The organism is Paenibacillus sp. 01T431 (assembly GCF_056398625.1).
Map to the genome: position 1 here is coordinate 244,843 of NZ_JBFTPT010000010.1, position 21,480 is coordinate 266,322.

The window sequence follows — 21,480 nt, forward strand, 5'->3', positions numbered from 1 at the left end:
TTCAAGGAGGAAATACTAATGATTATTAACCACAATATTGCAGCTCTTAACACACACCGTCAGTTGTCTACTAACACTGCAGCAACTAGCAAATCCATCGAGAAATTGTCTTCTGGTCTTCGCATCAACCGTGCTGGTGACGATGCAGCTGGTCTAGCAATTTCCGAAAAAATGCGCGGTCAAATCCGTGGTTTGGACATGGCTTCCAAAAACGGACAAGATGGTATCTCTCTAATTCAAACTGCTGAAGGCGCTTTGAACGAAACTCACTCGATCTTGCAACGTATGCGTGAATTGGCAGTTCAATCTTCCAATGACACTAACACTGCTTCAGACCGTGGCGAGCTTCAAAAAGAGATCAACCAGCTTACAGCTGAAATCGATCGTATCGGTACTACTACTGAGTTCAATACTAAGAAACTTCTTAATGGTGGAGCTTCTGTAACTGGTACTGTAGCTGGTGCAGGAACAGGTAAAGGCGCTATTAGCATTCTTGGCGGAACTGGTGATACCAAAGTTGGTGCATTGACGCAAATTACAGCTGCTACTGTAGCTACAGCTGATAATGTAGCAACGGATGCGACTACGTTCACTACAAGTGGAACGCTTGCCAATGCAAGTGCAATGACAGTTAATGGGATTACATTCTCATTTGGAACAACTGACACTGGCCAAAATGTACTTGATAAAATTAACGAAGCTAATATTGGTGTTAAAGCGACCATTAATGGCGCTGGTAAACTAGAGTTAACATCAACAACTGTGGGTAGCAAATCTAATATGACAGTTACTGGAGCAACGGGTGACTTCGCTATTACTGGCACTGTAAATCAAGGTGTAGATGCTACAATTACAGGTGGTGCATCTTACACAGCAGATGGTAACGTAATTACTATTCAAAGCGGTGCTCAAGAAGGGCTACAACTACAAATAAACAGTGCATTTACAGGTGGTGCTAATACAGTTGATGTATCAGTTACTGCTAATGGCGGTCTTAACTTCCAAATCGGTGCTAACGAAGGCCAAAACATGTATGTATCCGTTGGCGATATGCGTGCAACAGCTCTAGGTGTTAACCAAATTGATGTTAACAACGCTACATCCGCTAACACTGCAATTACAACAATTAACAATGCTATCGAGAAAGTTTCTGGCGAGCGTTCGAAACTTGGTGCTTACCAAAACCGTCTTGAGCACACAATTAACAACTTGAACACTTCTTCCGAGAACTTGACTGCTGCTGAGTCCCGTGTACGTGACGTAGACATGGCAAAAGAAATGATGAACCAAACGAAGAACAATATCCTTGCACAAGCTGCTCAAGCTATGCTTGCACAAGCTAACCAACAACCACAAGGCGTTCTTCAATTGCTTCGTTAATAATCAATTAAAGAGAGAGAGCAACTTGCTCTCTCTTTTTTTATTTATATATCATAATAATAGCGAGGTCTTTTCGAAAAGGAATGACAGAACATGAATATTACAGGATGCGTTATAACCAAGGACGAGGAAACAAACATTGAAAAATGTTTAAATAGTTTAAAGGAAACCACTTCAGAAATCATTGTAGTTGATACGGGGTCGACTGATAATACAGTTCAAATAGCAAGGAATTTAGGCGCCTCGATTTATCATTTTAAGTGGGAAAATGATTTCTCTAAAGCTAAAAACTACGCCTTATCAAAGGCAACAGGAGATTGGATTATTTTTCTCGATGCAGACGAGTATATTGAACAACATAGTTTAAAAGAAATAATGAATTGTGTAAGGATTGCCAAAACTAATGGATATGATGGAATCTTATCAACTCTAATTAATTACAATACAGAAACAACTGAAATTCAAAGTACAGTTCAAACTTTAAGGATATTTAGAAGAGATTCTAATTTAAAATATTTCGGAGCTATTCATGAAACCATTAAGCATGTCACTAAACAACTTAAATTACTTGATTTCAGTAAGGAAATTTCAATAATTCACACAGGGTACTCAAATAATGAAATTGAAAGGAAACAAAAAGGGCAGAGGAATTTATTATTATTGTTATCAGATGAAAAGAAGAACACGAATAATCATGATATAAATTTTTATCTTTCTGAGACATACAATCTTATTAAGGAATACGAACTAGCCCTGTTTTATGCTTTAAAAGCCCATGTTGAGAAGGAAACAGAGTTATTAGGGACTAAAGAAAAAAATTACTTGAATATTATAAGGTATCTGAGGAAACTAGAGTATCCTAGCGAACAAGTGATAAGAATTATCAAAGAGGCAAGTTGTAAATACCCATCATATCCAGACTTTTTTGTTTATATTGGTGATTTTAATAGATTTTATCAACAATTCTATGATGCAATATTTATGTATGAGAAAGCATTATTTTTAATAAATGATATTTCTCAGGTTGAAACCCAGACAACGGGATTATTAATTCCTATTTATAAACAGTTATCTAATTTGTATTATCATACCAACGACTATTCAAAGACTGTTCATGTTATTACCTCGATTTTAAATACGGATCGTTATGATTTTTCTTTATTAAATTATTTAATAAAAATACTATTAATTAATCGAGAAGATGAAATGAACATAATAAATTTTCTGGAGAAAATCTATAGGGTGGATGTACCAAAAGACCTGATATACTTATCGAAATCTGCCATTAATAATGGTTCTTATATATTAGCAAACTACTTTATGTCTTTGCTGCGCTCTTTTTCAAGTGAATTACAGGAGGAAGAATTAGAGCTCGCAATATTAAATGAAGATTATGTTATAGCCTCTCAGCAATTTTCAAGTCTATTTCATATGAAGCAAAGTGAACTTCAATATTTGAAAAAGGCAATAATATCTTCTCTTCTTTCTAAAGATGAGAATACGAAGAATAATGTATTCAAAACGGCCTATAAGAATACTGGTATAGATCTTAAAGAACTCCTTGATGAACGGAAAAATAACCAGTACAGTCAAGAAGAGTTAGAATTAGTATTAGATATAATCAAGGAATTTTATCGTTTATCTAAATACGAGGAGATAGACAATGTACTGAAAAAAATTAAGAATGATGAAATATTACTAGCAACAGCAGAATTGTTTTATCAAAATAAAAACTTTGGTTTAGCTCTTCATTTCTTCGATGAATATTTGCACAATAAGACTGAAGTGGAAGATGAGCTATATTTAAATATTTTGTGTAAATCAAGTGATAGTTTATATCAAATTGGTGAATTGGAAATTGCAGAGAAATATATAGAAAATGCATATTCTATTAGCCAAAACGATTATTTTATTTATTCGCTTTGGTTAAAAATTATAATGGGTTTAAAGGCTAATGAACGAATAATAGAAGTTGCGCAGAGAGCAGTTGATACGTTTCCTGATTCTAATTATTTTATTTCTATATTGGAATCTCTGGGTATAACCACTCAGGTTAAAGAAGAGGAAGAAGATACTTTAAGGAGTATTCTCTATTCTGAAACCTACCTACAAAGACTTGATGATTTAGCAGCAGATTTAATAAAAGTAGGAAAAGACCACGAAGCTATGCCGATTATTAGATTTCTATCTGAAATGGGAACTATCGTTAAATAAAACAGGAGTCACATTTAAGATATGATGTTTACCGACATTGGGGGTTTCTCTATAGAGAAACCCTCTTTTATTTCAATAATCTTGAAATAGTATTTATTAATTTAATTAGCTAATGGAACTCATTATCACAGAATTAACCCTAAACTATATGCTATTTCAATCCGATACTACTAGTAGCAGATTAAAATGGTGTAGTAGCAGTGGATGAAGTGAAGAACATCATATAAATAAATTATCTTAGATGCAAAGAAAAAGGAGGATTTTCATGATAAACCCAATTCGTATGGGAGGCTTAGTCTCCGGTCTTGAGACAGAATCTATCGTAAAGAATCTGATGAAGGCAGAGAGCGCTCCGTTAAATAAACTTCTTCAGAAGAAGCAAACTGAGGAATGGAGACGTGACCAATATAGAGAGATGAACGCTCTCTTATCAGACCTAAAGAACAAAACATTTGATATGAAACTACAAGGAACCTATCAAAAAAAGGTTCTGGCATCTGACAATGATACAATCGTATCAGCAAAACAAAAAGGTAATCCAACCGCTTCTGTATATAATGTTGAAGTAGATGTACTTCCAACAGCAGCTAAGGCTGCGACTGTGAAATTTTCTGCAGATAATAGTTTGAAAGATGGTACTACTGCACTTAATGAAGAGTATTCCTTTTCTATTGGTTCAGATCCTAATGATATTATTAAAGTGGAAAAAGGGGATTCCATTAACAGTATATTGGCAAAAGTTAATGCTCTTTCTTCGAAAACAGGTGTGACTGCAAGTTATTTGCAGGATGATAAATCCATTACATTTACAACAAAGGCAACTGGGGCAACCGCGGCTATCACGATTAACAGTACTGATTTGCCAGCTAATAACAAACTCGGTTTATCAACAGGAACGGTGAATAGTAATGCAGCAATAACAGGATTTACTACAAATAAAGGTTTCCAATCCTCCGCAGATGCTATAGCACAAACTGTAAAGATTAATGGTATATCCTATTCTGTTAATAGTACAACCTTTACGTTTGATGGTGTGGAATTTAATATCAAAAGCAAAGGAACTACTAAGGTCGATTTGAAACCGGATGAAGATGCTATGTTCAAATCAATTAAGGACTATGTAGATAAGTATAATGAAATAATTGAGAAAATAAACAAAAAGGTCGATGAACGTACCTACAGAGACTTTAAGCCTTTATTAGCAGAAGAGAAACAATCCCTTTCTGACAAGCAAGTTGAGCAATGGGAAGAGAAGGCTAAGAGTGGATTATTACGTCAAGACACATTACTTTCAACTGGACTATCTCAAATGCGTCAGGCTTTGATGTCTAATGTAAAAGGCAGCGGTATGGATACGAAGCTTGATAGTCTCACTGAAATTGGAATTACTACCGGTGCGTATAACGAGAATGGTAAACTATATATTAGTGAAACGAAGTTACGTGAAGCTATTTCGAAAAATGGAAATGCTGTAATGGACCTGTTTACGAAGACGAGCAGTTCCACAGATCCTGCAACAAAGTTTAATGAGAGCGGACTGGCAGAGCGCCTATATAATCAACTTAATAGTACGATGACTAAGCTTACTGAAAAGGCAGGCAGCAATGCTTCACTTGTAGATAAGAGTATCCTTGGTGAGGGCTTGAAAAGAATTAATTCGGATATAAGCAGATGGGAAAGTCGATTGCAGGATAAAGAAAGTAGATATTGGAAGAAGTTCACTGCGATGGAGACTGCAATGAATAAAGCAAATGCTCAAGGAAACTGGTTATCACAACAACAAGGTTGAGTTAGCTAAGTAATAACGAAGTATTCAGTTTATCGAAGCTTCAGAAAGAGAGGGTTAGTGCTTATGAATGCCCCTCTAGATTCTCTGCTCAACGATTTTTTGATATACACGCTTTCGTTAGAGAAGAGAGTATTAGACGAATATAGTGAACCCGAAGAGTGGCTTGAGCTTCTTAGTAAGAGACAAGAGCTTATAGATCATATTTCAGAATTGTTAGAGCAAGGTGTTTCTTTCACAGATACGCAAAAAAAGGTTTATCTTCAGCCAGCTTATGAAGCGGATAAGAAAATTGCTCCGCTCATGGATGTGAGGAAACGAGACCTTGAATCAGACATGGTCAATATGAAGAAAACACAAGCAGTAAATCAGCAGTATGGCGAATACGGTAGTTCCTATTCGGCATACGGTGCGTTTTTTGATAAAAAGAAATAAAGCAATAATGGGCTTCTCCTAGGAGAAGCCTGTTTTTATTTCATATATTTAGAAAAAATGACACTATCAAATCACAAGTTTTCTTCTAACACAAAAGTGAATAGTTGCCGATATATAAACTAGGACTATTGATGCGGAAGGAATGATGGGTAATGAACACTAATATACCGTCAACAGGGGCAATTAACTCGTTGAGTCGAAGTACTGCTAGTATTGAAAGTAGTAATTCTGTAGTAGAAAAAGTAAGTGTTAACGGGGCAAGCGACTCGCAAAATCTATCTAAATTTACTAGCTCAGCAGAATTGAAAAAGGCAGAGGCCCGCGGAGAGCATGTCGCAATTAGCGAAGAGCAGCTAGTTAAGGCTATAGATAGAGCAATTAAGGCCATCGAAGGAAAAAGCACAAACCTAGAGTTTTCTGTACATAAGCAGACCAATATCATTTCAGTGAAAGTACTAGACAGTACATCGGGTGAAGTCATTCGTGAAATTCCTCCAGAGAAAACGTTGGATTTTGTCGCTAAAATGTGGGAAATGGCTGGTATACTTATCGATAAGAAAGGCTAATTCATTATTGTAAGATGATGAACTCACACAGCGCTTAAATGACACATTAATTTAGTTCTAGGAGGATAAAACAATGCAACTTCAACAACGTAATAAGTATCTTCAAAACACAGTTCAAACGGCAACTCCAGGACAACTACTTATTATGCTCTACGATGGCGCTATCCGTTTTTGCCGTCAAGGAATTGAAGCGATCAAGGAACAACGCTTTGAAGACGCAAATATAAGCCTTTTAAAAGTACAGGACATTATAAGTGAGTTCATCATTACGATTGATCGCTCTAACCCTATTTCAGAAAACTTGCTTAAATTATACGAATATTTTAACGCTCGCCTAATTGAAGCGAATATGAAGAAAGATATAGAGCCGGCAGAAGAAGTGCTTGCCCATCTGATTGATTTAAAAGAAACTTGGATGCAGGCTGCTAAACAATACAATCAATTAGCTGCTCAAGCGAATGGCAATACATTCAAACAAACACAATCAACGGTTGTTTAATTAAAATAACGCTTGAGAGCCGCCCAATGGGTGGCTTTATTTTTTCTACATATGCACGCCCAGGCAATAAAATCCAGCTTTCGACACGATCCGATAAACGGCATAAACACCTCAAAACCAAAATGTATTCGCTTACAATAAATTGTTTGACAATTCAATTAAGTGGGTGTTATAGTCAAATTGTGGGTTATACAAAGCGATGCCTCACAGTATTTGAAGATGAAGGGAATGTTTGCACATGCAAGGTAAAGTTAAATGGTTTAACGCAGAAAAAGGTTATGGATTTATCGAGACTGAGCAAGGCGGCGACGTATTTGTTCATTTCTCCGCTATCCAAACTGAAGGTTTCAAAACTCTTGAAGAAGGCCAATCCGTCGAATTCGATATTGTTGAAGGCGCTCGTGGTCCACAAGCAGCTAACGTAGTTAAACTGTAATTATCCGGCTGATCCAGCCAACCTATAATTTGGATCATTAAACAAGTAACTTACACCAAGCTCCGGGAAACCGGGGCTTTTTTTTGTTGTCTGAAGTGAAATAGGTGTACGTGACTAAGTTGTGACAAGTCTAGTAGTTCTATAGTTTTATTTGTCTGAATATTCTAAATTGATAAAAAACTATTTTGATTTGAACGCCTACATATGCTATAATAAGACTATGTAAAGGAGGAGTTCCCCATGAACTACAACATTCGAGGTCAACACTTTCAAGTGACAGACGCATTGAGAGACTACGTCGAAAAGAAACTCAGCCGATTGGATAAATATTTTGAAGCACCAATCACCTCCGAAATTAACGTAACACTATCCGTCACCAAAGGGAAACATGCAGTTGAGGTGACCATACCGCTCACCGGTGTCATGCTAAGAGCCGAGGAGAAAAGCGAGGATATGTACGCATCGATTGATCTGGTTGCGGACAAACTCGAACGACAAATACGTAAACATAAAACTAAAGTAAATCGTAAGTTCCGTCAAAGCAGCGGTGTACGCGCTCTATTTAAAGAAGAAGGCTCCGCGGTGGGCGTTCTGGAAGAAGAGGATGATCTAGAGCTCGTTCGTACTAAGCGTTTTGCACTCAAGCCTATGGATGTGGAAGAAGCGATTTTGCAAATGAATATGGTCGGACATAATTTCTTCGTCTTCTCGAATGTGGACAACAAAGAGGTCAGTGTTGTGTACAAACGAAGTGACGGGAAATACGGTTTAATTGAGCAAGGCTAGCAATCATTATACACAACATTGAAGAGCCTTTTCTCCTTTATGGAGAGAGGCTTTTTCTTTTACAATCATCCTCGTTGCGGCGGTGTCGACAAACTGATACAATTTAATGCAAAGAGGCGTTACTACGAAAGGGGAATTCCATGCTCGGATTAGTGAAAAAGATATTTGGTGACCATAACGAGCGCGAGGTAAAGCGGATCCAACGGACGGTAGATGAAATAAATGCGATTGAGTCAAAATTCACTGCTTTATCTGACGATGCGCTTCGCGCGAAAACTGAGGAGTTCAAAGCAAGAATAGAAAAAGGCGAGTCATTAGATAAAATATTGCCTGAAGCTTTTGCAACAGTTAGAGAAGCATCCAAGCGTACGCTTGGCATGCGTCACTTTGATGTGCAGCTGCTCGGCGGTATCGTTCTTCATGAAGGTAAAATTGCGGAGATGAGAACGGGTGAAGGTAAAACGCTCGTTGCGACACTTCCGGTTTATTTGAACGCATTGCTTGGCAAAGGCGTACATGTTATCACGGTCAATAATTATCTAGCGCAACGTGATAGCGAGCTTATGGGACAGCTCTATGGCTTCCTAGGCATGACTGTCGGATGTAATCTTCACGGCTTGTCGCATGACGAGAAGCAAGAAGCATATGCATGCGATATTACGTATGGTACAAATAATGAATTTGGTTTTGATTATCTGCGTGACAACATGGTGCTATACAAAGAACAAATGGTTCAGCGTCCTCTTTATTTCTCCATTATCGATGAAGTGGATTCCATTCTTGTCGATGAAGCGCGGACTCCGCTTATTATTTCTGGACAGGCTGCTAAATCAACAGAGCTCTACTTCGCCGCAGACCGCTTTATTAGCCGTTTGAAGCCTGAAGAGGATTTCACGATCGATATTAAGCTTCGCAGCGTTATGCTGACTGAGGCAGGCGTTGAGAAGACGGAGAAGGCATTCCAAATCGAGAACCTATTCGATCATGCGAATGTAACGCTCAACCACCACATACAGCAAGCGCTGAAAGCGAACTTCATTATGAAGCGCGATGTGGATTATGTTGTGGAAGAAGAAGAAGTTGTCATCGTTGATGAATTTACTGGTCGTCTAATGTCTGGACGTCGTTACAGCGATGGTCTTCACCAAGCGATTGAAGCGAAGGAAGATCTGAAGGTTCAGAACGAGAGCATGACGCTTGCGACAATTACTTTCCAAAACTACTTCCGTATGTATCGCAAGCTTGCTGGTATGACGGGTACTGCGAAGACAGAAGAAGAAGAGTTCAAACGTATTTATGGACTCGACGTTATTCAAGTGCCTACTAACCGTTCCATGATTCGTAAGGATATTGCAGATGTTGTCTACAAATCCGAACTCGGTAAATTCAAAGCGGTCGTAGAAGAGATCGTAGAACGCCACAGTAAAAATCAACCAGTGCTCGTAGGTACAATTTCTATCGAGAACTCGGAGAAATTATCAGATATGCTGAAGCGCAGAGGCGTTACGCACAAAGTGCTCAACGCGAAGTTCCATGCGGAAGAAGCAGAAATTATTTCGCGCGCTGGTCAAGCAGGCTCCGTAACGATCGCAACGAACATGGCTGGTCGTGGTACCGATATTTTGCTAGGTGATGAGGTTGCTGAACTAGGCGGCTTGCATATCATCGGTACAGAGCGCCATGAAAGCCGTCGGATCGATAACCAGCTGCGTGGTCGTGCTGGACGTCAAGGCGATCCAGGTTCATCACAGTTTTATCTATCACTTGAGGATGAGCTGATGCGCCGCTTCGGTTCTGAAAACATTATGGGTATGATGGATAAGCTGGGACTGGATGAGGATCAACCGATTGAGAGCCGGATGATTTCTAGAGCGATTGAATCTGCGCAGAAACGCGTTGAGGGCAATAACTTTGACATTCGGAAAGTTGTTCTACAATACGATGATGTCATGAACCAGCAGCGTGAGGTTATCTATAAGCAGCGCCGTGATATTCTTGGTTCGGAGAACATCCGCCAAGAAGTTATGGAAATGCTTAAGCCTGTCATCGAACGTATAGTTGAAGCTCACTGTTCGGAGGACATTCCGGAGGAGTGGGATCTTCAAGCAATCGTTGATTATGCGCAAGCGAACTTCCTGCAAGAAGGATCTTTGACCAAGGAAGAGATTTGGGGCAAAGAGAAGGAAGAAATCATCGACTACATTTATGCTGAGGTCGTTGCTTCCTATGATGAGCGTGAAGCAGAGCTTGGGGAAGAAACGATGCGTGAATTCGAGAAGGTCGTTGTGCTTCGTGCGGTAGATAGCAAATGGATGGATCACATCGATGCGATGGATCAGCTCCGCCAAGGTATCCACCTGCGTGCATACGGCGGTACGGATCCGCTTCGTGAATATCAATTTGAAGGCTTCGAGATGTTCAAGGAAATGATCGAGAGCATCCACGAGGAAGTTGCAAGATACATTATGAAGGCACGCGTAGAGAGCAACCTGGAGCGTCAAGAAGTAGCTCAAGGCCAAACGACTACAACAAGCGGCGGCGGAGAAGCTATGGAGAAGCGCCCAGCTAAGCGTGAGGACCGTGTAGGTCGTAATGACGCATGTCCTTGCGGCAGCGGCAAGAAATACAAGCAGTGCCACGGCAAGTAAGGAACGGCATCAAACAGCATGGCATAAAATAAAGAATGAACCATTATTTTGAGGTGAAGCGAAAGCTATGATAGACATAACGGTTAAACAAGACCTGCGTGAAATGGCCAAGCGGCTCCAAGAGCTTAGGGGGTCCCTTTGACTTAGATCTTAAGCAAGAAATGATTGCTAATTTCGAGGAGAAGATGACTTTCCCTGATTTTTGGGATGATAATGACAAAGCGCAAAGCGTTATTTCTGAGCTTAATGCGGTGAAGTCAGTTGTGGATCATTACGACGGGATGAACAGCGAGCAGGAAGATCTTCAGATGATGCTGGAGCTAGCGGAAGATGAAGGCGATGAGTCGCTTGCATCAGACGTTGTGAGCGGCGTGGAGAAGCTCATGCGCAAGATTAGCGAGTTTGAGCTTCAACTGCTGCTGAATCAGCCTTACGATAAGCTTAATGCGATTCTTGAGCTTCATCCTGGCGCTGGCGGTACGGAGTCTCAGGACTGGGGTTTAATGCTTTACAGGATGTACACGCGCTGGGCGGAGAAGAGCGGCTTCAAGGTTGAACTTCTTGATTACTTGCCCGGTGATGAGGCCGGTATTAAAAGTGTCACCATTTTGGTGAAGGGCTTTAATGCTTACGGGTATTTGAAGGCAGAGAAAGGCGTACACCGTTTGGTTCGCATTTCTCCGTTTGATTCTGCGGGTCGTCGTCACACGTCGTTTGCTTCCTGTGATGTAGTCCCAGAAATCGATGACAGCATTGAGATCGAAATCCGAACTGAAGATCTGAAGGTGGATACGTACCGCGCGAGTGGAGCAGGCGGACAGCACGTCAATAAGACGGAGTCGGCTATACGTATTACCCACATCCCTTCAGGCATTGTGGTTGCTTGCCAGCAGGAGCGTTCACAAATTCAGAACCGGGAACGTGCGATGAAGATGCTTCGTTCTAAGCTGTATGATCGGAAGATCGAGGAGCAGATGAAGCATTTGGCGGAAATACGCGGAGATCAATCGGAAATCGCGTGGGGAAGCCAAATCCGTTCTTATGTTTTCCATCCCTATAGCATGGTGAAGGATCACCGTACTTCTGTAGAGACAGGTAATGTCGGCGCGGTTATGGATGGCGACATCGACCCTTTTATCGATGGATATTTGCGTCATCAGATTCGTCACGATTAATTTTCGACCATATACAAATGGATAGCTTCAGTGAAGAGTTCCAACACGGTAAACGTGTGGAACTCTTCTTTTTGCGATAATCGGCTTGCGAGGAGATAAAAAGGGATGAAAGAAAGCACGGCGAAGCGGAGAAAAGGTGGACGCAGTTATAGTCCGCGAACCCAATCCGTATGGAATATTGTTCAGCTTCTGATTGGTTCAGCTATCGTAGCGATTAGCTTCAATATGTTCATGGTACCGAATGGAATCGCTTCTGGGGGCGTATCGGGTATATCTATTCTCGTCCAAAGAGCAGCAGGCATTACTCCTGCTGTCACGCAATGGGCGATTAATATACCGCTGTTTATCGCGGGTTTGTGGCTGCTGGGCAAACGATTTGGCGCAAAAACAGCGCTAGGATCGATTATTTTGCCGCTATTTGTGCTGCTGTCAAATGGCTGGCCATCACCTACGGACAATCCGCTGCTTGCGGCTATTTATGGCGGTATCGGGGTTGGTCTAGGGCTCGGGCTTGTTTTTCGAGGAGGGGCTTCGACAGGCGGCTTGGATTTAGCTGCGCAAATTTTACATCGCTACACAGGCCTTCCGCTTAGCTTAGCGATCGTTTGTTTCGACGGCTGCGTCATTATTGCGGCTGGAATAATTATTTCTCCTGAGGTTGCGCTATACGCTTTGATTGGTTTATTCGTGACAAGCAAGACGATTGATTTTGTACAAAGCGGATTGCAGCTATCTAAGGTAGCTTTTATAATCAGCGACCATTCGGATGAGGTTGCCGAAGCGATTCTTAATGATTTAGACCGTGGTTTGACGCGGCTTGACGGTCATGGCGGATATACTGGCGTAGGGCGAACGGTATTAATGGTAGTAGTTGGTCAGAATGAGGTGCCTAAGCTAAAGCAAATTGTGAAGTCTATTGATCCTGGCAGCTTTGTGATAATTAGCAATACAGCAGAGGTAATTGGTCAGGGCTTTAAGCTGGACAGCTAACAAAATAATATCCAAACGATACCATAAACGAGTTTTTTGTGCTAAAATAAAACGAGAACATTTGTTCTCGTTGTGTTGAAAGCATCTCTCAAACAATTCATAAATTGAGCAAAATTATCATCATTTGTTCGTTGTATTAATATGAATTCGAATGTATAATAATACGAAACAATGTGCGTATTTCCATCAACTTCCGAATGTTGTACAATTATAAGTTGTGGAAGAAAACATCCTTTCCGCGTGCGGAAAGAGCAATAGATGTAGCTGCATAGCAAGGGAAAAGATAGCTTGCAGCATCTAGTTTCGGGGAGAGATTAACATGAGCATAAAGGTGAAAATAGCGATTATCGGTTCAACTGGCTATGGCGGTGTAGAACTCATTCGATTGCTCGCATCCCATCCGTTGGCAGAGGTGACATCGGTCATTTCGTCATCCAGCGCAGGTACGTCAATAACAGAAGGATATCCACACCTCATCGGCATTAGCGAAGAGCTTCTTGATGATGTCGATCCTGCTGCGATTAAAGCAAAGGCAGATGTTGTATTTCTAGCTACACCTGCTGGCGTAGCAGCTAAGCTGGTTCCAGCTTTGCTCGAAGTTGGTTTGAAAATTATTGATCTATCAGGAGATTTCCGCTTGAAATCGCCAGCATTATATGAGCATTGGTATAAGAAGCCTGCAGCGGATGAGGCTTACTTGAAGCAAGCCGTGTTTGGCCTTGCTGAAATATACGGCGAACAAGTGAAGGATGCTCCATTTATTTCTAATCCAGGTTGTTACCCAACTGCGACGCTGTTAGGGCTTCTCCCAGCTGTCAAAGAAGGCTGGATCGACCCAGCTACTATTATCATTGACGCCAAGTCAGGCGTTTCCGGTGCTGGCCGCGGTGCGTCGCTAGGCACTCATTATTCAGAACTTAATGAAAATTTAAGAGCATATAAGCTAAATCAGCATCAACATATTCCAGAAATTGAAATGGTTTTATCTCATACGGCTAATAAGCCAGTCGTGACTACCTTTACAACTCATCTCGTACCAATGACGCGCGGCATTATGTCTACGATGTATGCTGTCGTTCAAGGCGAGCGGAGCACTAGCGATTTTATTGATCTCTACCGTTCCTACTATGAAGGACGTAAGTTTGTACGTATTCGTCCAGAAGGACAATGGCCGTCTACTAAAGAAGTTTGGGGCTCCAACTATTGCGATATCGGCTTTGCCGTTGATGAGCGTACGAATCGTGTAACTATCGTTTCTGTTATCGACAACCTGGTTAAAGGCGCTGCGGGTCAAGCGATTCAAAACTTGAACCTGATGATGGGCTGGGACGAGACGCTCGGTTTGCAATTCGTTCCCGTGTATCCTTAATCAATAACGAAGACATTCCTACTGATCTTATAACCATACTCATACAGGTGAAGGAGATACGATTTTACGATGGGACAGGATAAAACAGCCTTGTTCTCGGTCGTCGCTGACGGCTCGATAACAACGCCTCAAGGCTTCAAAGCAGGTGGATTGCACTGTGGTCTCAAAAAAACGACGCGTCACGATCTTGGCGCAATCGTATGCGAGGTTCCAGCAGCAGCAGCGGGCGTATATACAACGAATGTATTTCAAGCCGCTCCGCTTCAAGTAACTCGTGAGAGTATCGGCGCTGGCGGCGTCCTGCGTGCTGTGCTTGTAAATAGCGGCAATGCGAATGCGTGCACAGGCAAGCAAGGCGAAGCGGACGCATACGAAATGCGCTCTAGATTTGCGGAATCAATCGGCGTATCTTCTGAACAGGTAGCCGTAGCATCTACAGGCGTTATTGGCGAGCTTTTGAAAATGGACAAAGTACGCGCTGGCATCGATGGACTGCCTGCTAAGCTGGATGGAAATCGTGCAGGTGCGGATGATTTTTGCCAAGCGATTTTAACGACAGATTTGGTTCAAAAGATGGTATGCGTCGAGCTTGAACTAGACGGCAAACGTGTATATGTCTCAGGTGCAGCCAAAGGCTCGGGCATGATTCATCCGAATATGGCGACGATGCTTGGATTCGTAACGACAGATGCAGCCATTGGAAGCGAAGCGCTTCAGAAGGTGCTGCGCCTTGCGACGGATCTGACTTTCAATATGATTACCGTTGATGGAGATACAAGCACGAACGATATGCTGGTTGCTATGGCGAGTGGACTTGCTTGCAACTCGGAGCTGACAGAAGCCCACGAAGGCTGGGCAGCTTTTGTAGGGGCTATCCGTCATGTATGTGAGGTGCTTGCCAAAGCGATCGCCCGTGATGGCGAAGGCGCAACTAAGCTCGTTGAGGTGCAGGTGAACGGTGCAGTAAGTGACGATTCAGCACAAGCGATTGCAAAGACGGTTATTGGATCGTCACTTGTGAAATCGGCCGTGTTTGGAGCGGATGCGAACTGGGGACGTATTATTGCGGCAGTAGGCCGTGCAGGCCAGCCGGTTAATCCAGAGACAGTGGACATTCGACTTGGCGATATTTTGACGCTTGAGCAATCCCGTCCTGTTGTATTTGATGAAGAGGTTGCCTTGGAATATTTGAAAGGCGATACCGTTGTTATTCGCGTTGACTTACATAATGGCGAAGGAACGGCAACTGCATGGGGCTGCGATTTGACCTATGACTATGTTCGCATTAATGCGGCATATCGGACATAAGCAAAGTAGATGCTTGGAGGGTATGGAACAGTGACGGAGCAACGATTTGTAATGAAATGCGGAGGCAGTACGCTAGCGGCGCTTCCTAACAGCTTTTTTGACGAGTTGCGGGAGCTTCAGCTCTCTGGCGTTCTTCCGGTCATCGTACACGGCGGTGGCCCAGCAATATCGGAAACGCTTGGCAAGCTGGGGATCGAGACGGGATTTGTTAATGGTCTGCGTGTAACGAACGATGCTGTGCTTGACGTCGTTGAGATGGTGCTTGCAGGACGTATCAATAAAGAAATTGTGCGTAAAATTCAAATCAACGGCGCGAAGGCACTCGGACTATCCGGGGTGGACGGCAAGCTCATTCAAGCGCAGCCAGTTGCGAATGCTGCCGAGATTGGTTTTGTTGGCGACGTAACCGATGTAAATGCTGAGATTATTGAAGGTGTTATGGGCATGGGTTACATTCCGGTTATTGCACCTATCGGTATTGATGATCAAGGGCAGCGCTACAACATTAATGCGGATACGGCTGCAGGCGCTGTTGCGTCCCATCTCGGAGTAGAGCGAATGATCGTTGTAACGGATGTTCCCGGCATTCTCAAAACAGTAGATGGACAGAAGCAGGTGCTTCCTGTTATCTCCGTTGCTGAGATCGAAGAGATGATAACGAGCGGTGAGATTTACGGCGGCATGATTCCAAAAGTTCGCGCAGCCATTCAGTGCATTCAAGGACGTGTGCGTGAAGTTGTGATCGTAAGCGGCGAGGAGCCAGGTGTGCTGACGAGAGCGGTACGCGAAGGCGGCGTCGGTACACGAATTGTTCAAATCCATGAAGGGCGGGTGTAAGGTCGATGAGTGAAACGAATGCAACAGCTGCAGCTGACCAATCTCTTTTTCCAACCTATGCAAGATATCCAATGGCATTGGTAAAAGGTGAAGGCAGCTGGTTGTGGGATGATAAAGGAAATAAATATCTTGACTTTATGAGCGGTATTGCCGTTACAAATCTAGGGCATGCTCCTAAACAAATCAAAGCGGCGCTTGTTAAGCAGCTCGATGAATTGTGGCATGTATCAAATCTGTTCCATATTCCGAACCAAGCGGATGCAGGCAAGCTCATTACCGACAATAGCTGCGCGGATGCTGTATTTTTCTGCAACTCGGGCGCTGAAGCGAACGAAGCGGCTATCAAGCTTGCACGCCGTTACAATCAGAAGGTACTGAATAATGGTCGGTTCGAAATTATTACTTTTGAGCAATCGTTTCATGGACGTACGCTAGCTACGCTTACAGCAACTGGTCAGGATAAGGTGAAGGAAGGTTTTGCGCCGCTGCCGGCTGGCTTCAAAACCATCCCACTGAACGATCTAGCTGCGCTGGAAGCGGCTGTATCTGATCAGACTGCAGCAGTCATGCTGGAAATGGTGCAAGCGGAGGGCGGTATTTATCCGGTTGATCCAGACTATATGAAGGAGCTTGTCGCGTTATGCGAGAAGCAAGGCATCCTTCTTATTGTGGATGAGATTCAAACAGGAATGGGACGTACAGGCAAGCTGTTCGCATATGAGCATTACGGCATTGAGCCTGATATTTTCACGATGGCGAAAGGTCTTGGAAGCGGGTTTCCCGTTGGCGCGATGGCAGCAAAGGAAAAGCTTCGTGAAGGCTTTACGGCAGGCAGTCATGGCTCAACTTTCGGCGGAACACCGATTGCAACAGCAGTTGTAAAGGCAACTCTTGAGACAATTGTTGGAGACAATTTATCGGAGCGCGCAGCGCAAAAGGGTGAATATCTCATTTCCCAGCTTCGTGAGAAGCTTGCAGGGAATGAATTTGTTCATGAGATTCGCGGACTTGGCCTGCTAGTAGGAATTGCATGCGCAGAGCCGATTGCCGATATTTTGAACGAGGCTCAGACACGTGGTCTGATCGCGATTTCGGCAGGACCCAATGTCATCCGCCTATTGCCTAATTTACTCGTTACGGATGAAGAAATTGATATTGCTGTTGCGTTATTAGTCGAACTATTGGAAGCGAAGCGACCAGTCGTTAAATCATAAATGCTAGAACATTGTTTTAAACTGAAGGAGGGCTCTACCATGCAAGGAATAGTAAACGAGGATTTGGCGCAAAGCTTGAAGGGGCGCGACTTTCTCATGCTGGTTGATTTTAAGCCAGAGGAAATTCGTTACTTGATCGACCTAGCGATTGATTTGAAGCAAAAACAAAAAGCAGGCGAAACTCACCATATTTTAAAAGGCAAGACGCTTGGCATGATCTTTGAAAAATCGTCTACACGTACGCGCGTTTCGTTCGAAGTTGGGATGTATCAGCTTGGCGGTCAAGGTTTATTCCTAAGTGGAAATGACCTGCAAATCGGTCGCGGCGAAACGATCTGGGATACAGCTCAAACGTTGTCCCGTTATCTAGATGGTATTATGATTCGTACATTTGCGCATCGCAAAGTGGTTGAGCTTGCTCGTGGAGCGACGATCCCAGTCATTAACGGTTTGACGGATCTTTCACATCCATGCCAAGCGCTTGCGGATTACCAAACCATTCTTGAGCAAAAGGGTCGTTTGGAAGGCTTGAAAATTGCCTATATTGGCGATGGCAACAATATGACTCATTCCCTGTTGATGGGCGCTGCGAAGCTTGGCCTTCATATGTCTGTTGCGACTCCTGAGGGTTACGAGCCGGATGTAGACATTATTCAGCAAACGAAGGATCATGCTGCTGAGACAGGCTCGCAAATTCACATTTGCCGCGATCCGAAGGAAGCTATTGCTGACGCTGATATCGTGTACACGGATGTGTGGGCGAGCATGGGTCAAGAAGCAGAGCAGAAGGAACGCGAGATTGCTTTTGCGGCATATCAGGTTAATGAGGCGATTACAAAATATGCGAAGAAGGACTATCTCTTCATGCACTGCTTGCCTGCACACCGCGGCGAAGAAGTGAGCGAAGGCGTAATCGACGGCGATCGTTCGATTATTTTCGACCAGGCAGAGAACCGTCTTCATGCACAAAAAGCGATTATGGCAGCAATTATGTCCTAGCTTAAACGCTATAAATATATGAATTTATTCGAAGGGAAGTAAAACAATACTATGGCAAAAGAAAAAATCGTACTCGCCTACTCCGGAGGCTTGGATACTTCGGTTATCCTCAAATGGTTGAAAGAAACTTATGACGCAGAAATCATCGCATTTACAGCAGATATCGGTCAAAAGGATGAGCTGGACGGCTTGGAAGCAAAAGCACTGGCAACGGGCGCATCAAAAGTGTACATCGACGATCTTCGCGATGAGTTTGCAAAAGACTTCATCTACCCGATGTTCCAAGCGGGAACGCTTTATGAAGGTCAATATTTGCTTGGTACTTCCATTGCTCGTCCGCTTATCGCTAAGCGTATGGTTGATATTGCTCGCGCAGAAGGCGCAGCTTATATCGCACACGGCGCTACAGGCAAAGGCAACGATCAGGTTCGTTTTGAGCTGACTGCTGCTGCACTAGCTCCTGAGATCGGCGTTATCGCGCCATGGCGCCTTGAAGCATTCCGTGAAGAATTCCCGGGTCGTGCGGAAATGATCGCTTATGCAGAGAAACACAATATTCCAGTTACAGCGTCTGCTGCGAAGCCTTATTCGACAGATCGCAACCTGCTGCATATCAGCTTTGAGAGCGGCATGCTGGAAGATCCTTGGTTCGATCCTAGCTCTGAAGAAAACGAAAGCATGTATGTGCTAAGCGTATCTCCTGAGAACGCGCCGGATAAAGCAGAATATGTTGAGCTTACTTTTGCAGAAGGCAATTGCACAGCTATTAACGGCAAAGAGCTTAGCCCGCTAGAAGTAATGGATACGCTGAATGAGCTTGGCGGCAAGCACGGCATCGGACGCGTTGATATGGTTGAGAACCGTTTCGTCGGCATGAAGAGCCGCGGCGTGTACGAAACACCGGGCGGCACAATCTTGTTCACAGCTCACCGCAAAATGGAATCATTAACAATGGACCGCGAGGTTATGCATCTTCGTGATTCGTTGATTGCAAAATATAGCCAGCTCGTATACAACGGCTTCTGGTTCGCTCCTGAGCGTCTTGCTTTGCAAGCACTTGTGACAGAATCGCAAAAAAATGTGAGCGGCGTTGTTCGCTTGAAGCTGTACAAAGGAAATGTTATCGGAGCAGGCGTACAAAGCCCAGTGAGCTTGTACAACCCTGATATTGCAACGATGGAAGCTGATCCAACGCAAGCATACGATCAAGGGGATGCCACTGGCTTCATCCGTCTGAACGCATTGCGTCTAAAAGTATCGTCGGCAGTTAGCAATAAATAAGGTTTACAAGGGAGTGTTACGAACCAGTGAGTAAATTATGGGGCGGTCGTTTTACAAAAAAAACGGACCAATTGGTAGAGGAATACACAGCATCAATCATGTTCGACAAGGAACTCGCTGAAGAGGATATTCAAGGCAGTCTGGCGCATGTAACGATGCTGGGCAAGCAAGGCATTCTTCCGCTGGATGACGTTGAGAAGATTAAGGACGGGCTGCACCGTGTCCTTCAACGCATCAAACGTGATGATATCGAGTTCTCAATCGGAGACGAAGATATCCATATGAATATCGAAAAGACGCTTATTGACGATGTTGGCTCTGTAGGCGGTAAGCTGCATACAGGACGCAGCCGGAACGATCAAGTGGCGACGGATATGCATTTATGGCTTCGCAAGCGCGTTGTCGAATTCGTAGATATGCTTTATAAGCTTCAATCTGCACTTATCGAGCAAGCAAAAGCTAACATTGATACCATTGTACCTGGTTACACGCATTTGCAGCGTGCGCAGCCGATCCTGTTTGCACATCATTTGATGGCTTACGTATCGATGTTTGGACGCGATATTGAGCGTTTGCAGGATAGCTACAAGCGCATCAATGTACTTCCACTTGGAGCAGGCGCTTTGGCAGGGACAACCTTCCCAATCGATCGCCATTATGTGGCGAGCCAGCTTAAGTTTGACCGCGTTTATGAGAACAGCTTGGATGCGGTAAGCGACCGTGACTTCATTGTTGAGTTTCTTGCGGACGCATCGATCATCATGATGCATCTTTCGCGCCTTAGCGAGGAGCTCATCCTATGGTCGAGCACGGAATTCCACTTTGTTGAGCTGGACGATGCATTCTGCACCGGCAGCAGCATTATGCCGCAAAAGAAAAACCCAGACGTACCCGAGCTTGTTCGCGGTAAAACGGGACGCGTTTACGGAGACCTTGTTGGCTTGTTGACGGTTCTTAAGTCACTGCCTCTTGCTTACAACAAAGACATGCAGGAAGACAAAGAAGGCATGTTCGATACGGTGAAGACGCTGCAAGGCGCGCTTCAGCTGTTCGCTCCAATGATCGCAACGATGAAGGTGAACAAGGAACGGATGCGTCAAGCTGTTAACCAGGACTTCTCGAACGCAACAGATATTGCGGACTTCCTTGTTGGCAAAGGCTTGCCTTTCCGCCAAGCGCATGAGGTTATCGGCAAAACGGTATTGTATTGCATCGAGCAAAACAAATACTTGCTAGACCTGAAGCTGGAAGAGTTCAAAAAGTTCTCATCGTTGTTCGATGATCGCATTTATGCCGTGCTTCAACCAGAACAGGTTGTTAATGCTCGTAACGTTTACGGCGGCACAGCAAAAACACAAGTGCAAGATGCGATTGGACGCGCAGAGGTGGCTCTTGAGCAAACTGCAGCTTGGGTGACCGAGTATCTTGAACGCAGCAGATAATGGACTTCGCTCTTTAGCGAAATTAGGTTTATAAAATAAAAAGCAGTTCAGCGTTGCCTTGGAGGCAGCGATCTGAACTGCTTTTTTTTGCTATATTCGTTAGCAGCCCGCACTT

18 protein-coding genes are annotated in these 21,480 nt (G+C 43.4%); all 18 read left to right on the plus strand.

What is annotated here, in order from left to right; translation table 11 throughout:
* The first annotated feature begins 18 nt into the window (after nucleotides 1-18).
* The 18 genes from AC1DM9_RS19760 (at nucleotide 19) to argH (ending at nucleotide 21,365) form a co-directional block, all read left to right on the plus strand.
* Entirely contained in the window at nucleotides 19-1,380 is a 1,362-nt protein-coding gene (locus tag AC1DM9_RS19760) for a flagellin N-terminal helical domain-containing protein (protein ID WP_477581745.1), read from the plus strand.
* 93 nt (nucleotides 1,381-1,473) lie between these two features.
* Nucleotides 1,474-3,594 carry a glycosyltransferase family 2 protein gene (locus AC1DM9_RS19765; RefSeq protein ID WP_477581747.1) on the plus strand — a complete coding sequence of 707 codons (2,121 nt, stop codon included), beginning with the start codon at nucleotides 1,474-1,476 and terminating at the stop codon, nucleotides 3,592-3,594.
* Between the two features lie 265 nt (nucleotides 3,595-3,859).
* Nucleotides 3,860-5,383, plus strand: a complete 1,524-nt coding sequence (gene fliD / locus AC1DM9_RS19770; RefSeq protein ID WP_477581749.1) for a flagellar filament capping protein FliD — start codon at nucleotides 3,860-3,862, stop codon at nucleotides 5,381-5,383.
* 63 nt (nucleotides 5,384-5,446) lie between these two features.
* Nucleotides 5,447-5,815 carry a flagellar protein FliT gene (fliT, locus tag AC1DM9_RS19775; protein ID WP_441958790.1) on the plus strand — a complete coding sequence of 123 codons (369 nt, stop codon included), beginning with the start codon at nucleotides 5,447-5,449 and terminating at the stop codon, nucleotides 5,813-5,815.
* 191 nt (nucleotides 5,816-6,006) lie between these two features.
* Nucleotides 6,007-6,381 (plus strand): flagellar protein FlaG, encoded by a 375-nt coding sequence (locus AC1DM9_RS19780; RefSeq protein WP_441910224.1) that lies wholly within the window; start codon nucleotides 6,007-6,009, stop codon nucleotides 6,379-6,381.
* A 73-nt stretch (nucleotides 6,382-6,454) separates the two neighbouring features.
* On the plus strand, nucleotides 6,455-6,880 hold the full coding sequence (fliS, locus tag AC1DM9_RS19785) for a flagellar export chaperone FliS (RefSeq protein WP_477581752.1): 426 nt from the start codon (nucleotides 6,455-6,457) through the stop codon (nucleotides 6,878-6,880).
* A 238-nt stretch (nucleotides 6,881-7,118) separates the two neighbouring features.
* Complete coding sequence (locus AC1DM9_RS19790; RefSeq protein WP_028608231.1) at nucleotides 7,119-7,316, plus strand: cold-shock protein; 198 nt, start codon at nucleotides 7,119-7,121, stop codon at nucleotides 7,314-7,316.
* 240 nt (nucleotides 7,317-7,556) lie between these two features.
* Nucleotides 7,557-8,102, plus strand: a complete 546-nt coding sequence (gene hpf, locus AC1DM9_RS19795; RefSeq protein WP_441874782.1) for a ribosome hibernation-promoting factor, HPF/YfiA family — start codon at nucleotides 7,557-7,559, stop codon at nucleotides 8,100-8,102.
* 140 nt (nucleotides 8,103-8,242) lie between these two features.
* A complete protein-coding gene (gene secA, locus AC1DM9_RS19800; protein ID WP_339205339.1) occupies nucleotides 8,243-10,750 on the plus strand; it encodes a preprotein translocase subunit SecA in 2,508 nt (835 codons plus the stop codon).
* Between the two features lie 67 nt (nucleotides 10,751-10,817).
* Nucleotides 10,818-11,925 (plus strand): peptide chain release factor 2 gene (gene prfB, locus AC1DM9_RS19805; RefSeq protein WP_477581754.1). Its coding sequence is split into 2 segments (ribosomal slippage): nucleotides 10,818-10,889 and nucleotides 10,891-11,925, totalling 1,107 coding nucleotides; the frame shifts between segments, so codons are not numbered across the junction.
* 105 nt (nucleotides 11,926-12,030) lie between these two features.
* On the plus strand, nucleotides 12,031-12,915 hold the full coding sequence (locus AC1DM9_RS19810) for a YitT family protein (protein ID WP_477581756.1): 885 nt from the start codon (nucleotides 12,031-12,033) through the stop codon (nucleotides 12,913-12,915).
* A 319-nt stretch (nucleotides 12,916-13,234) separates the two neighbouring features.
* Nucleotides 13,235-14,284: an N-acetyl-gamma-glutamyl-phosphate reductase gene (argC, locus tag AC1DM9_RS19815; RefSeq protein ID WP_477581758.1), complete on the plus strand. Its 1,050-nt coding sequence runs from the start codon at nucleotides 13,235-13,237 to the stop codon at nucleotides 14,282-14,284.
* Nucleotides 14,285-14,353: 69 nt separating this feature from the next.
* On the plus strand, nucleotides 14,354-15,592 hold the full coding sequence (gene argJ, locus AC1DM9_RS19820) for a bifunctional ornithine acetyltransferase/N-acetylglutamate synthase (protein WP_477581760.1): 1,239 nt from the start codon (nucleotides 14,354-14,356) through the stop codon (nucleotides 15,590-15,592).
* Between the two features lie 9 nt (nucleotides 15,593-15,601).
* Entirely contained in the window at nucleotides 15,602-16,429 is an 828-nt protein-coding gene (argB, locus tag AC1DM9_RS19825) for an acetylglutamate kinase (protein WP_477581762.1), read from the plus strand.
* 5 nt (nucleotides 16,430-16,434) lie between these two features.
* Complete coding sequence (locus tag AC1DM9_RS19830) at nucleotides 16,435-17,643, plus strand: acetylornithine transaminase (RefSeq protein ID WP_477581764.1); 1,209 nt, start codon at nucleotides 16,435-16,437, stop codon at nucleotides 17,641-17,643.
* Nucleotides 17,644-17,682: 39 nt separating this feature from the next.
* Nucleotides 17,683-18,642 carry an ornithine carbamoyltransferase gene (gene argF, locus AC1DM9_RS19835; RefSeq protein WP_477581766.1) on the plus strand — a complete coding sequence of 320 codons (960 nt, stop codon included), beginning with the start codon at nucleotides 17,683-17,685 and terminating at the stop codon, nucleotides 18,640-18,642.
* A 51-nt stretch (nucleotides 18,643-18,693) separates the two neighbouring features.
* Nucleotides 18,694-19,923 (plus strand): argininosuccinate synthase, encoded by a 1,230-nt coding sequence (locus tag AC1DM9_RS19840; RefSeq protein ID WP_076266169.1) that lies wholly within the window; start codon nucleotides 18,694-18,696, stop codon nucleotides 19,921-19,923.
* A 26-nt stretch (nucleotides 19,924-19,949) separates the two neighbouring features.
* Nucleotides 19,950-21,365, plus strand: coding sequence for an argininosuccinate lyase (gene argH, locus AC1DM9_RS19845; protein ID WP_441874795.1), 1,416 nt, complete (start codon nucleotides 19,950-19,952; stop codon nucleotides 21,363-21,365).
* Nucleotides 21,366-21,480 lie beyond the last annotated feature (115 nt).

Excerpts from the sequence above, each read along its gene's own strand:
- AC1DM9_RS19760 (WP_477581745.1), top strand. The coding sequence starts at position 19 with ATGATTATTAACCACAATATTGCAGCTCTTAACACACACCGTCAGTTG.
- AC1DM9_RS19765 (WP_477581747.1), top strand. The coding sequence starts at position 1,474 with ATGAATATTACAGGATGCGTTATAACCAAGGACGAGGAAACAAACATT.
- fliD (WP_477581749.1), top strand. The coding sequence starts at position 3,860 with ATGATAAACCCAATTCGTATGGGAGGCTTAGTCTCCGGTCTTGAGACA.
- fliT (WP_441958790.1), top strand. The coding sequence starts at position 5,447 with ATGAATGCCCCTCTAGATTCTCTGCTCAACGATTTTTTGATATACACG.
- fliS (WP_477581752.1), top strand. The coding sequence starts at position 6,455 with ATGCAACTTCAACAACGTAATAAGTATCTTCAAAACACAGTTCAAACG.
- AC1DM9_RS19790 (WP_028608231.1), top strand. The coding sequence starts at position 7,119 with ATGCAAGGTAAAGTTAAATGGTTTAACGCAGAAAAAGGTTATGGATTT.
- hpf (WP_441874782.1), top strand. The coding sequence starts at position 7,557 with ATGAACTACAACATTCGAGGTCAACACTTTCAAGTGACAGACGCATTG.
- secA (WP_339205339.1), top strand. The coding sequence starts at position 8,243 with ATGCTCGGATTAGTGAAAAAGATATTTGGTGACCATAACGAGCGCGAG.
- AC1DM9_RS19810 (WP_477581756.1), top strand. The coding sequence starts at position 12,031 with ATGAAAGAAAGCACGGCGAAGCGGAGAAAAGGTGGACGCAGTTATAGT.
- argC (WP_477581758.1), top strand. The coding sequence starts at position 13,235 with ATGAGCATAAAGGTGAAAATAGCGATTATCGGTTCAACTGGCTATGGC.
- argJ (WP_477581760.1), top strand. The coding sequence starts at position 14,354 with ATGGGACAGGATAAAACAGCCTTGTTCTCGGTCGTCGCTGACGGCTCG.
- argB (WP_477581762.1), top strand. The coding sequence starts at position 15,602 with ATGCTTGGAGGGTATGGAACAGTGACGGAGCAACGATTTGTAATGAAA.
- AC1DM9_RS19830 (WP_477581764.1), top strand. The coding sequence starts at position 16,435 with ATGAGTGAAACGAATGCAACAGCTGCAGCTGACCAATCTCTTTTTCCA.
- argF (WP_477581766.1), top strand. The coding sequence starts at position 17,683 with ATGCAAGGAATAGTAAACGAGGATTTGGCGCAAAGCTTGAAGGGGCGC.
- AC1DM9_RS19840 (WP_076266169.1), top strand. The coding sequence starts at position 18,694 with ATGGCAAAAGAAAAAATCGTACTCGCCTACTCCGGAGGCTTGGATACT.